This is a genomic window from Algorimicrobium algoritergicola (assembly GCF_008086165.1).
In the GTDB taxonomy this organism is placed as follows: domain Bacteria; phylum Bacteroidota; class Bacteroidia; order Flavobacteriales; family Flavobacteriaceae; genus Algorimicrobium; species Algorimicrobium algoritergicola.
Map to the genome: position 1 here is coordinate 208,312 of NZ_VSKL01000006.1, position 13,040 is coordinate 221,351.

Here is a 13,040-nt window from a genome sequence, read left to right on the forward strand (position 1 = left end):
GTTATTAGATTTCGGCTTGCCGTTTTCATTCAAATTATATGAAAAACTTAAAGTTAATAGATAAATTTGTATACCTCTTAAATGGTCTGTTAGCCTTTGTTTTGCTATTGTCTTATTTATTGCCTTTTGTACCACCTAAAACGTTTGCATTGCTTTCTGTGTTGAGTTTAGGCGTACCATTCTTGATTCTTATAAACGTGGTTTTCTTTTTATATTGGTTAATCAAACTCAAAAAACAGTTGATATTATCGGCAGTTGTTTTAGTTATCGGCTACTTTAGCTTTGGATCTTTATATAAGTTTTCTTCAGAAGATGATAAAACTCATGACCACCAACTTAAAGTCATGAATTATAACGTACGCTTGTTTAATTTGTACGATTGGATTCCTGAAAAAGGTATAGCGGTAAAAATGGTGGATTTAATCAAACAGAAAGCACCAGATGTACTGACTATTCAAGAATATCATCCGCATCCTGATGTCGATTTAACATCTTTTAAATATAAATTCGAAAAATTATCAGGGAATAAAACCAAATATGGTCAGGTTATTTTATCACAATATCCCATTATCAATTCAGGTTCTGTGGGCTTTCCAGAGACATCGAACAATGCCATCTTTGCGGATATTGTAAAAGCAGATGATACCATTCGCATTTATAATATTCATTTGCAATCCTTAAAGATTGATGCTAATATGGATAAGCTGAAACAGGAAGATTCTGAACGTTTATTAAAACGTATTGAACAAACGTTTGAAATGCAGCAACTTCAAACTGAATTGTTTTTAGAGCATAAAGCCGCTTGTTCTTATAAGGTTATTATTTCTGGCGATTTTAATAATACCGCGTTTTCTTACGTGTATAAGGAGTTGAAAGGTGATTTAAAGGATACGTTTAAGCAGGCAGGAAATGGGTTTGGTAGAACATACGACTTCAAGTTTTTCCCAATCCGAATCGATTTTATTTTCAGTGATCCGTCTTTTGAAATTACTGATTTTAAAACTATAGACAACAAATATTCAGATCATTATCCCATAATGACCACGTTGAAGTTACATTAACGCACAGTCGGCTGAATCTGCTATAATATGAATTGCCAATCCAATACCAACTAATCTGGTTTTCTTCGGAATTAATAAAAGCACATACAAGCCAATTGCCCAATAGGTATGCAATGGATGAAAATTAATACTACATCTATTTGGGTCAAAAGTGGGTGTTGCTAATAGGTGATCTAAATCGATAACCATAGTTGCCACCATAATAAGATATGCCTTTAACCAAAAGGTTCTGTAAAACGCTATAGCAACTACTAAAGGCAGTAAGAAATGCAGATTATAATGAACGAGGTTTTGTAGCATTACCAGAATGATTTTTGAGATTCTAGGTAATTTAAGGCATTTGGGCCTTCATTACATATCAAATCTAAAATACTTAAGTTGTTAATGAAGCCATGCTTATCATCAAAAACTTGGGTATAGGATTCAAAATTAGGTGCTTTTTCGCCTTTGGCTTTTACTAGATGCCGTAAATCGGTAAATTGAGCGGGCTCTTTTTCAAAAGTGGTTGTTTGTTTGATTTCAATTTCTAATTGCAGGCAATCGGAAATAATTTGAAAACAGTGTAGGTTAAAATCGAGTAAATTAGAAACCGGTTCTTCAAATAAGGGCTTTAATTCATCTTCATAAAATTCAAAAAAAGGCGATGTTTTATAAGCCGATTCTAAAGATTTCCAATGATTTCGTTGCCAGTTTTCGTCATTAAAAGTAAGGACATCCACATATTGCTGACGATCCTTTTGGGTGTGAACTACTGGAATATTCAACAGTAATTTACCATTTGCACCATAAATATAGGTTCTGTTTCTATATGTCTGCTTTTGGAAATTATCAGCCATTTCAAAGGTGACAGTTTCCGCCTGACTAATAGCTACAAAATGCGCAATACTCGGAAAATATGTAGGATGTATAAGGATGTTCATTTGTTTAGATGCTTGTTGTAAAGTTGTAAAGAAAAATAGCCGAACAACTTTACGTTTTACAACTAACTATTAGCTTTCTTATGTTTTCGCCATTTACTGAAACCAAACCAAGCGGCTAATAAAACCAAAAACGGAATAAAATACGAAACCGGTTCACCACTGCCATTTACGGTAGTAAATAAACGCTCCCAACGAATTTTTTCTTTAATGCCTTGGCCATTGCTATTATAACTCATCCAAATAAACACCGGTTTTCCAACCACGTGATCGAAAGGCACAAATCCCCAAGAACGTGCGTCTAATGAGTTGTGACGGTTGTCTCCCATGAGCCAATAATAATCTTTTTGGAATGTATAACTATTGGCAACTTCACCATTAATAAAAATCTGATTGCCTTTTACTTGTAAGGTGTTATTTTCATATTCTGTAATGGCACGTGTATAAAGTGGTAAAACCTCTAAATTTAAGTCAATTGTTGCTCCAGCTTCAGGAATATAAAGCGGTCCAAACCAATCGTTATTCCAATTGTAATTAGCGTCATGAGGGAAAACACTTAATTCGCGTTCACCTTCTTCACGTTTAAGAGGTTCAACACTCTTTACGTTTGGATGGTTTTTAAATTTCGCTAAATTTTCATCTGAAATTCCAGCAAAGTAACTCACCGAGTAGTCTTGGTTATACTGCGGGAAATCAGTTATGTTGTATCGGCTTGACAATATATAATTGTTGAAAGGCCCATTTTTTGTTTCTACTTTATAAGAAAACTGCAATTTAGCTCTGTCTGGTAGTGCGTTTTGCTTTCCATTAATGAATACAAAACCATTTCGCACTTCTAACGAATCTCCAGGAATACCAACGGCACGTTTTACATAATTGGTTTTCTTATCAATAGGTTTGTAGTAATTTCTATCAGCCGTTTTATACATATTATACAACGTATCTACTGGCCAGTTGAAAACAACAATATCATTATGTTTTATATTTTGAAAACCTGGAATTCGTAAATAGGGTAGTGATAATTTATTTATGAATGATGTGTTTCTGTTTTCTACATTATCATCATATAAATATGATTTTTTATTAATAAACGGAATGGTATCATGAACCATTGGAGCAGCTACAGTAGACATTGGCACGCGCGCTCCATAATGGAATTTACTAACAAAAAGGAAATCGCCAACCAATAATGATTTTTCTAAAGAGGACGTTGGAATGGTATAAGGTTGAATAATATAGGTGTGTACAACGGTTGCAGCCACAATAGCAAACAGAATAGAACTTACCCAGTCTCCAAGAGGCGTTCGCGGATGTAAACTTCTATCTTTTACATGATGAACATCTACAGCGTAGTTTAAATAGTAATTATAAAAGCCTAAAGTGAATAGTGCTAAAACAGTATCTGTCGTGGAATTTTTCCCAAAACTTCTAGCGGTTTCAACCCATACTACTGGAAACATGATGAGATTTACAATAGGTAAAAAGAGTAGAATAGTCAAATACCAGGGACGGTTAATAATCTTCATTAAAATAACCGCGTTGTAAACGGGAACAAAGGCTTCCCAAGCTTGTCTGCCAGCTTTTATATATAATTTCCAAGTTCCTAATCCATGAATAACTTGAATGATTAGGATAACTATGATCAATTGAATGAGTGTCATATATTTTTACTTTTGTCTTTATTGGTAGGCAACCTACATATTTCGTTACCTGAATTGATTGTTTTAACCTATGTTTAACACATCTTTCATGGTGTAAACACCTGTTTTATCTTGTAGCCATTCAGCGGCTATAACAGCGCCTAGCGCAAAACCTTCGCGACTATGGGCTTCGTGTTCAATAGTGATGGTATCTGTATTGCTAGTATAGGAAACGGCATGGGTTCCAGAAACATCATCAAGGCGTTTGGCTGAAATGGGTATGGTATTTTCTTTTTGGGAAAGCAGGCTCCAATCTGTATAGGAATCGTGCTCTGAAATGATAGACTCTGCTAATGAAATAGCCGTTCCACTTGGCGCATCCAGTTTTTGAGTATGATGGATTTCTTCTAAAGAAACTTTGTAAGACTCAATTTTCGACATCATTTTGGCTAGTTGTTTATTTAGTTCAAAAAAGATGTTGACACCCAAACTAAAATTTGACGCATAAATAAAAGCACCATTTTCTTCTTCGCAAAGTGCTTTTGCTTTCTTGAAATTGTCCAACCAACCGGTAGTTCCAGAAATAACCGGAACACCATGCTTAAAACATTTTATGATATTAAAAAAAGCAGCATTGGGAACACTAAAATCGATAGCAACATCTGCTTCAGTGATATCATAACCTTCTTCATCGTTGGTTTTAATAACAATAGTATGGCCACGTTCAATAGCTATTTTTTCAATGGTTTTACCCATTTTACCATATCCTAAAAGTGCAATTTTCATGCTTAAAATTTAAAATTAACAGTAATCCCTAAATCACCTGTATTATCAAATTCATTAATTTTATAATGAGGTGCTAGAGATAGGTTATCATCTACATTATACTGCAGTAAATGCGCATCCACATTGGCATCAATAATATTTAAGGCGTAAATAGCAATGGTAACCAGAAGTGAAATTTCTCTATTCCTGCTCAATGTTTTTTGAGCTTCACGTAAGCCATCATCATTAATGGTTCCGTAAAATTCATCGTCTGTAAAACCAGCTAATCGCCTTTTGTATGCACTTCTGTAGCGTTTGTATTCTTTATTATTATCTAAATAAAAATACATGCCAATTCCTAAACCAGCATAAACAACAGGAATTTTCCAATATTTTTTATTGTAGGCTTGACCTAATCCTGGTAGTACAGCAGAATAAAAAGCGGCACGAGCAGGTGCTAACGGATCAATAGGATCTGAAACAATATTATTAGCTTCTACTTGTAGTTCTTCTAGTGTTTCTGTTTTGACTTCTTCCTTGTCTTCAGAATTTTTATCTTCTTGAGCCCACGTATTACTACAAAAAGCCAAGATAATAATAAGCACTATGGCATATTTATTCAGCACGTTTTACCAATTTTAAAATACGATTAAAGTCTTCTTCCGAATGAAAAGGAATAGAAATATTACCTTTTCCATTTTTTGATACTTTAACGTTGATTTTATGACCAAAGTATTCAGAAAAATCTTTGATACCCGTTTTTACAAATTTAGGAAGTTCTTCTGGTTCTTTTGGTGTTTTTAACGTTTTATCTGATTGAAAGTCACGGACTAATGTTTCCGTATCTCGAACAGATAATTTATTGGTAATTATCTTCTCATAAATATCTAATTGGAGACTTTGATCTTCAATGGTTATGATGGCACGACCATGACCCATAGAGATAAAACCGTCTCGCATACCTGTCTGGATAATGGGATCTAGTTTTAATAGGCGTAAATAGTTGGCAATAGTTGAGCGTTTTTTACCAACACGATCACTCATTTGTTCTTGCGTTAGATTAATTTCGTCAATTAATCGTTGGTAGGATAATGCAATTTCAATAGGATCTAAATCTTGACGTTGAATGTTTTCAACCAAAGCCATTTCAAGCGATTCTTGATCATTTGCAATCCGAATATAAGCTGGAATGGTTGTTAAACCAATCAGTTTTGACGCTCTAAAACGACGCTCACCAGAAACCAATTGAAAGGTATTAAAGTCTAATTTTCTAACCGTAATAGGTTGAATAACCCCTAATTCTTTAATAGAAGAAGCTAATTCACGTAAAGTTTCTTCGTTAAAATTAGTACGTGGTTGAAACGGATTAATATCAATAGAATCAATGTCAAGTTCTACAATACTACCAATAACTTGGTCTGCATTTTTATCTTGACTCGTTTTTATATCGTTCGAAGGATCTTTTAGCAATGCTGATAATCCTCTACCTAAAGCTTGTTTTTTGGTTGCCTTCGCCATGTTTTAGGAGTTTTTATTAATAATTTCTTTTGCCAAACTTAAGTAATTTGTGGCACCTTTGCTTGACGCATCATAGTTAATGATACTTTCACCATAACTAGGTGCTTCACTTAAACGTACATTTCGTTGAATAATGGTTTGGAAAACCATATCGTTAAAATGTTTTTGAACTTCTTCAACCACTTGGTTTGATAAGCGTAAACGTGAATCGTACATCGTTAATAGTAAACCTTCAATATCCAATTCAGGATTATGAATTTTTTGCACACTTTTAATGGTGTTCAAAAGTTTACCAAGTCCTTCTAAAGCAAAATATTCACATTGAATAGGAATAATTACAGCATGAGCAGCCGTTAAAGCGTTTAAAGTCAGTAGGCCTAAAGAAGGTGCGCAATCTATTAATATAAAGTCGTAGTCATCAACAATGTCGCCTAATGCTTTTTTAAGCATGTATTCGCGTTCGTCTTTATCTACTAACTCAATTTCTATAGCAACAAGATCTATATGTGCTGGAATAATATCCAGGTTTGGCGTGTCGGTTTTGATAATGGCTTCTCTGGCACTATTAGAATGCTCAAGAAGTTGGTAGGTTCCAATCTCGACAGTTTCAACATCAATACCCAATCCAGACGTTGCGTTAGCTTGTGGATCGGCATCTATAAGGAGTACTTTTTTTTCAAGTACGCCTAGGGAAGCAGCTAAATTTATGGAGGTTGTTGTTTTTCCAACACCACCTTTTTGATTAGCTATAGCTATTATTTTACCCATTAATTGATTTGGTTTAATTACGCGTAAAAATACAATTATTTGTGGGTTTAGAAAATGGAAGTTGTTAACAAACGTTAAACACTGGACGTTTTTTTTAATAGAGCTGATTTTAATTGGTTTAGCCTGTTTTTTTGTTATTTTAACTCAAAATTAAGAAAACTGATAATTATCATAAAACAAACTTGGTTTGATGATTACATTTGTTACACAATTAGGATGGATTCATCCGAGTTGATTTTTTAAACACTAATTAATTATTTAAAACTATGAAAACAAACAAAACTAAAAAACCTGTTTACCCAATGCTATTATCGTTGGCTTTTGCTATATTTTTTATAGGTTGTATGGACAAAGAAAAAACAACGTATGAAAATTCTGAAGATATTCCAGCGGGTCAAGAAATGATGGCAGAATTGACATCACCACCTCATGTACCAACACCAATTGGCAGAAGAAAAGCGAAAAAGCTCAAAGTTAATATGGAAATCCTTGAGCAAGAAGGTGAGTTAACAGATGGCGTTAGATACAATTATTGGACTTTTGGAGGCTCTGTGCCAGGAAGTTTTATTAGAACACGAGTAGGTGATGAAGTGGAGTTTACATTATCTAATCACCCAGACAATAAACTACCTCATAATATTGATTTACATGCTGTAACGGGACCTGGAGGAGGAGCAGAGTCTTCTTTCGTGGCACCAGGTTTTGAAAAGACGTTTTCTTTTAAAACGTTGAACCCAGGACTATTTGTTTATCATTGTGCTACAGCACCTGTAGGAATGCACATTGCAAATGGTATGTATGGTCTAATTTTGGTTGAACCAGAAGGCGGTTTACCACCAGTAGATAAAGAGTATTATATCATGCAAGGTGATTTCTATACCAAAGGAAAAAATGGTGAAAGAGGATTACAACCTTTTGATATGCAAAAAGCTGTTGATGAAAATGCCGATTATGTTGTGTTTAACGGAAGTGTTGATGGTTTAACAGGTGATAACGCTATTACAGCTCAAGTAGGAGAAACCGTAAGGCTTTATGTTGGTAATGGTGGACCAAACCTAGTATCATCATTCCACGTTATTGGAGAAATATTTGATAAAGTATATGTTGAAGGTGGCGGCTTAATTAATGAAAATATACAAACAACTCTTATTCCAGCTGGTGGAGCTGCTATTGTAGAATTCCGTGTAGATGTACCTGGATCACTTGTTTTAGTAGATCACTCTATTTTTAGAGCGTTTAATAAAGGTGCTTTAGGAATTCTGAATGTTGAAGGTGAAAAGAATAAGAAAATTTATTCAGGTGAAATTCGTGAAGGTATTTATTTACCAGAAGGTCCTGGTATTCAAAGTATGCCTACAACAGATGAAATTGTAGAATCGGAAATTCCAGCAAAATCATTTGAAGAGCAAATGGAATTTGGTAAGCAAATATATATGCAAACGTGTTTTGCTTGTCACCAAGGCGAAGGTCAAGGTATTCCTAATGCGTTTCCTCCATTGGCGAAATCAGATTACTTAAATGCTGATGTAAATCGTGCAATTAGTGCTGTAGTGAATGGCTTAAGTGGTGAGATAACTGTAAACGGAAATACATATAATAGTGTTATGACTAGACAGATGATTTCTTCTGAAGAGGTTGCCAATGTATTAACCTACGTTTATAATAGTTGGGGTAACAATAAAGAGGTTGTTACAACAGAAATGGTAAATAAAGTAAAGAATAAAAAATAATTAATTATGAAAACCAGAGTCTTTAGCTTGCTTTTAATGTGTTTAGTGTTTCAATCTATTATGTTTGGGCAAGCTAAAGATATGGTTCTTATAGAAGGAAGTCGCTATTTACCATTGTATGGTCGTGACTCAACAGTAGTTGCTGTCAACGATTTTAAAATGGATATGTATCCCGTTAGTATTAAGGACTATGAAGCGTTTTTAAACGATAATCTAAAATGGCGAAAGTCGCAAGTAAAAGGATTATTTGCAGACAAAAGCTACTTGACTAATTGGGAATCAGATTTAAAAATGAATGATTTTGTTAATCCCAACAGCCCAATTACAAATGTATCATGGTTTGCCGCAAAAGCCTATTGCGAATGTCAAGACAAACGATTACCAACTGTAGATGAATGGGAATATGCTGCTATGGCTGATGAAACCACCAAAGACGCCAGAGTTAAACCCGAATATAACGCACGAATTTTAGCTTGGTATGAAGCACCTCGTAAAGAATATATTATTGGTGAAAGTCCAAAAAACATTTGGGGAGTTTATGATTTACATGGTTTGGTTTGGGAGTGGACTCTAGATTTTAATTCGGTGTTAATTACTGGAGAATCTAGAAAAGATAGTGATACCGATAGTAATTTGTTTTGCGGTAGTGCTTCCATAAATGCAACCGACTTAATGAATTATGCCGCCTTTATGCGTTATGCAATAAGAGGAAGTTTACAAGCAAAGAACTCAATGAAAAACCTAGGTTTTCGTTGTGTACAAGATGTCGAAAAATTGAAATAAAATGAAAACACTAAAATATATAATTGTTGTTTTGCTAACCGTTGTTGCATTTCAAAGTTGTAATTCCGATAAGAAAAGCACCGATCAACTGACTGAAGTTTATCAGTGTCCTATGCAATGTGAAGGCGATAAAACCTATGATAAAAACGTTGGTTGTCCTATTTGTAAAATGGATTTACAGCTAGTTGAGGACAAAGTATCAAAAACGGAAGCTACTGGAGAGATTTCAGATGAATCTATTTTCAACCTGACTAGTAAATGGAATACGGAAGAAGGTACAGAAATTCAGCTTGAAGATTTAAAAGGAAAAACCCTGGTCATGGTCATGATTTATACGTCTTGTAAAGCTGCTTGTCCAAGATTGGTAGCAGATATGCGGAATATTGAAGCACAAATCCCTAAAGAGCGTTTGGAGGATCTTCAATTTATATTAGTAAGTATAGACCCTACAATCGATACACCAGAACGCTTAAAAGATTTTGCCATAGAAAACGCTGTGGATGCTGAACATTGGACATTTTTACAAGGTACAGAAAGTGGTGTAAGAGAGTTTGCCAATGTCCTATCTGTAAAGTATAAGGAGATTTCACCTATAGATTTTTCGCACTCCAATATCATTTCTGTGTTTAATGCTCAAGGCGAATTAATGCATCAGCAAGAAGGTTTGGGAGTAGATAATAAAGAAACTATTGCAACTATTTTAGAATTAACACCATAACATAAAGATCCTCATGCATGCAAATTGGCATGCGAAAGTAAACTAATAATATCATGAAAAAACTACTAATTATCATGCTCTTCGGAGTCATGAGCCAGACCCTTTTTGCCCAAAATTTCGAAATTTCAGCAGAAATTAGGCCACGTTTTGAATATCGTAATGGATATAAAACGCTGACAGTAGATTCATTGGATGCGGCTTCGTTTGTATCCCAGCGTACCCGACTAAATTTGGGATATGGGAGTGAAAAAATTAATGTGTATTTAAGCATTCAAGATGTTCGTGTTTGGGGAGATGTTCCTACTTTAAATACAACAGATGCTAATGGCACATCCATTCATGAAGCTTGGGCAGAATTATTATTAACGCCTGAATTTACTTTAAAACTGGGTCGTCAAGAAATTTCTTATGACGATCAACGGATTTTTGGAGCCGTAGGTTGGGCACAACAAGCAAGAAGTCACGACGCTTTATTAGCTATTTATAAACCTAATACCAATAATCATTTTGAATTGGGTTTAGCACTAAATGCGACTTCTGAAAGTCTTTTTGAAACCAATTACGCTTTAAACAATTACAAATCTTTACAATATATTTGGTATCACACGAAATTGTCACCTGTTGATTTAAGTTTTTTAGCACTTAATAACGGATTAGCTTTTATAAAAAATGGGAAGCAAGAAGTAGATTACAACCAAACATTTGGTGCGTATGCTAAATTGGCTAAAAGTCCATTTAACGCAGAAGCATCCCTATATTTTCAGACGGGAAAAATTGCTGACCAACCAGTTCGAGCTTACAACGCATCTATTAATGGATCTTACACTTTTAAAAACGGTTTAAAACCAGGACTAGGAGTGGAATATCTTTCAGGAACCGATATGGATACTACAAATTCTGATATCAATTCCTTTAATCCTTGGTATGGAACAAATCATAAATTTAATGGATGGATGGATTATTTTTACGTCGGAAATCACATCAATTCCGTTGGGTTGGTTGATGTTTACGCCAATATAACCTATACTAAAAACAAATTTTCAGTTTCTGTTATTCCGCATATGTTTTCGTCTGCGGCAACAGTAACTAATTCATTAAACGAAGATATGGATGCTTATCTAGGAACAGAAATAGATTTAGCATTAACCTATAAATGGACTAAAGACGTGAGTTTTCAAGCAGGGTATTCGCAAATGTTTGCAACAGAAACCATGGCCGTTTTAAAAGGTGGAAATGCCAATGCAACAACTAATTGGGCTTGGGCTATGATTACCATAAAACCTAGTTTATTTAAAACAAGTTTTAAGATTAACGAATAGCAGCACTATGTTCGGATACTAGTTTTTGTTGCCTATTCGTTTATTTCCAAAATTCATCAGTTATGTTATCTTCAAAAGATTCTGGCTGGTGAATTTTTGCTATATGCTGAAGTTGTTCTTCAGTTGCTACTTTCTGTATTTCAGGGAATAAGATACGCTCTTCAAAACGAATGTGCTGTTCCAATTCTTCTTCAATTTTACTCAATGATTTGTCTAAACTGGTATCTTCTGCAAATAAGCGTTTTAAGCGTCTATGATCTGCAAGCGCTTTTTTTACCAACTCATTTTGAGAATCTAAAATGGAAAAAATTTTAGCTTCCTCTAATTCAAAATGTGGAATTAAATGATGTTCAAAAAACCAATCTGCATAGGTTTTCATACGTTCTACTGAAACGTTTTTACTGAAACCTGACCTGATTTTCCATGATAATAACAAGCCATGATGATGCTCACGACTTAATGGTTGCAATGCTTTATGACGTTTAAGTGGTTTGGGTTCCATACGATTTTTGTTTAAGATAACTTATTAAAATAAGCGCAATACTAACTGGTAGAAAGATACTTACAACAAATAAAATGCTGTAATAATTTGGCAAAAGTCCGATACCTAAAAAGTAAAATGCGCCTTGAATAAATAAAATAGCTTCCGTTAAAATAAAGCCCAGCAAAAATAAGGATAAGCCAACGGAAATAAAACTACTTGGCAGTATAGTTTTAGATTGTAATAAAAATGCAAATAAAAATCCACTAATAACACCTAACATAGTCAAGTGAATAAAGCCAATAATAAAATTATGATGCTCAAATAGTTCCGAAGAAAATTGCGGAATTATAGATAGGGTTTGTAAGATAGTTTTAATGATAAAACAGCCTAACGAAAACTGATACATACGTATAACTAGCAGAGATGTTTCGGCCTTAAACGTTTGAAATTTACGTTTTATAATTTTTATGAAATAGAAAAGTGAAACTAATTGTAACAGGATCCCTAATCCGTTAATCCAATAGAGTAGTGGGTGACTTGCAAACCATTGTATAGGTAAGGCAAAGGTTAAAACGGTAGCTAAAACAAGATATTTAAAGAATGCTTTTGCGTTTTCTGATGGTTGAATGTTTAACTGATGACAAGCAATTGCTAAAACAGCAAATAGAAACCAGCCATTAAATTGAAAGTTTAAAAAGAACTGAATAGCTATTTGATAAAAAGCCGATGCTTGACCTAATAAACTTACAGCAGGCCCTAAACACCAAACACCAATGGTAGAAATAACCATAAAAAGCAAGGATGCCTTAACCAATTGTTTTACAAAGCTGTTTTCTATCTGTAAGTCATTCCAAATCCGATACACAAAATAATAACTACAAAAAATATGTAACGTTGAAAAGCTTATTGAAATAGCAGCATATCCTTGAAACGGAAAACTAATCATCATGCCAATAACTGCAATTTGGGTCAGCCAAAAAAGTTTGGAATAAATTGGTTTTTGTTCTGGTACAAAATAGTGAACATAAAAGCAATAAAGCATTAAGTAGGCCCAACCTAACATGGCAACATGAGAATGTGCATGCGTAAGAAACCTATAATTGATAGCTATGGGATTCAGGTAAAAATAGCGCAACGTCAAACCCATGAGTGCTGCTATTAAAAAATTAAATAGACAGGTAAGAACCGGATTTTTTGGCATGCATTAAAACGTTAGAATAGATAAAAAAAAACACTTCTCTTGTTGAAACCATAACTTACAATAAATATTCCCTCTAATAAAATACTTATTTATAAAATAGACAGGAGAAGTGTATCAGTAAACAAACTATTAATTA

At 34.1% G+C, this 13,040-nt stretch carries 14 protein-coding genes; 5 read left to right on the plus strand and 9 right to left on the minus strand.

The annotated features are described in order from the left end of the window. Positions 1-38: 38 nt before the first annotated feature. A complete protein-coding gene (locus tag ES675_RS14240) occupies positions 39-1,061 on the plus strand; it encodes an endonuclease/exonuclease/phosphatase family protein (RefSeq protein WP_066255871.1) in 1,023 nt (340 codons plus the stop codon). Here the strand turns inward: ES675_RS14240 and ES675_RS14245 are convergent. The 7 genes from ES675_RS14245 to ES675_RS14275 all read right to left on the minus strand — a co-directional run bounded on the left by ES675_RS14245 (position 1,053) and on the right by ES675_RS14275 (position 6,669). Beyond that, a complete protein-coding gene (locus ES675_RS14245) occupies positions 1,053-1,361 on the minus strand; it encodes a DUF6122 family protein (RefSeq protein WP_066255876.1) in 309 nt (102 codons plus the stop codon). The two genes, ES675_RS14240 and ES675_RS14245, sit on opposite strands and share 9 nt — an antisense overlap. Beyond that, positions 1,361-1,981 carry a WbqC family protein gene (locus tag ES675_RS14250; protein ID WP_066255880.1) on the minus strand — a complete coding sequence of 207 codons (621 nt, stop codon included), beginning with the start codon at positions 1,979-1,981 and terminating at the stop codon, positions 1,361-1,363. Before ES675_RS14250 ends, ES675_RS14245 begins: the two co-directional genes overlap by 1 nt. Positions 1,982-2,043: 62 nt before the next feature. Next, positions 2,044-3,639, minus strand: a complete 1,596-nt coding sequence (gene lepB, locus ES675_RS14255; protein ID WP_066255883.1) for a signal peptidase I — start codon at positions 3,637-3,639, stop codon at positions 2,044-2,046. A 63-nt stretch (positions 3,640-3,702) separates the two neighbouring features. Beyond that, on the minus strand, positions 3,703-4,404 hold the full coding sequence (gene dapB / locus ES675_RS14260) for a 4-hydroxy-tetrahydrodipicolinate reductase (RefSeq protein WP_066255884.1): 702 nt from the start codon (positions 4,402-4,404) through the stop codon (positions 3,703-3,705). A 2-nt stretch (positions 4,405-4,406) separates the two neighbouring features. Beyond that, positions 4,407-5,009 carry a DUF5683 domain-containing protein gene (locus ES675_RS14265; protein ID WP_066255887.1) on the minus strand — a complete coding sequence of 201 codons (603 nt, stop codon included), beginning with the start codon at positions 5,007-5,009 and terminating at the stop codon, positions 4,407-4,409. Further along, entirely contained in the window at positions 4,999-5,901 is a 903-nt protein-coding gene (locus ES675_RS14270) for a ParB/RepB/Spo0J family partition protein (protein WP_066255889.1), read from the minus strand. The genes ES675_RS14265 and ES675_RS14270 overlap by 11 nt, the downstream gene beginning before the upstream one ends. A 3-nt stretch (positions 5,902-5,904) precedes the next feature. Next, on the minus strand, positions 5,905-6,669 hold the full coding sequence (locus ES675_RS14275; protein WP_066255891.1) for a ParA family protein: 765 nt from the start codon (positions 6,667-6,669) through the stop codon (positions 5,905-5,907). A 266-nt stretch (positions 6,670-6,935) separates the two neighbouring features. Here ES675_RS14275 and nirK point away from each other — a divergent pair, with 266 nt between their 5' ends. The 4 genes from nirK to ES675_RS14295 are packed head-to-tail and all read left to right on the plus strand — an operon-like array spanning position 6,936 to position 11,219. Next, on the plus strand, positions 6,936-8,399 hold the full coding sequence (nirK, locus tag ES675_RS14280) for a copper-containing nitrite reductase (RefSeq protein WP_066255894.1): 1,464 nt from the start codon (positions 6,936-6,938) through the stop codon (positions 8,397-8,399). A 6-nt stretch (positions 8,400-8,405) separates the two neighbouring features. Beyond that, on the plus strand, positions 8,406-9,182 hold the full coding sequence (locus ES675_RS14285; RefSeq protein WP_066255897.1) for a formylglycine-generating enzyme family protein: 777 nt from the start codon (positions 8,406-8,408) through the stop codon (positions 9,180-9,182). Position 9,183: 1 nt separating this feature from the next. Then, positions 9,184-9,900 carry an SCO family protein gene (locus ES675_RS14290; protein WP_066255900.1) on the plus strand — a complete coding sequence of 239 codons (717 nt, stop codon included), beginning with the start codon at positions 9,184-9,186 and terminating at the stop codon, positions 9,898-9,900. Positions 9,901-9,953: 53 nt separating this feature from the next. Continuing rightward, entirely contained in the window at positions 9,954-11,219 is a 1,266-nt protein-coding gene (locus ES675_RS14295; RefSeq protein WP_066255903.1) for an alginate export family protein, read from the plus strand. 40 nt (positions 11,220-11,259) lie between these two features. Here ES675_RS14295 and ES675_RS14300 read toward each other — a convergent pair whose 3' ends face one another. Then, positions 11,260-11,721, minus strand: coding sequence for a cation-binding protein (locus ES675_RS14300; protein WP_066255906.1), 462 nt, complete (start codon positions 11,719-11,721; stop codon positions 11,260-11,262). After that, positions 11,702-12,904: a hypothetical protein gene (locus ES675_RS14305; protein ID WP_148367526.1), complete on the minus strand. Its 1,203-nt coding sequence runs from the start codon at positions 12,902-12,904 to the stop codon at positions 11,702-11,704. Before ES675_RS14305 ends, ES675_RS14300 begins: the two co-directional genes overlap by 20 nt. Positions 12,905-13,040: the final 136 nt, after the last annotated feature.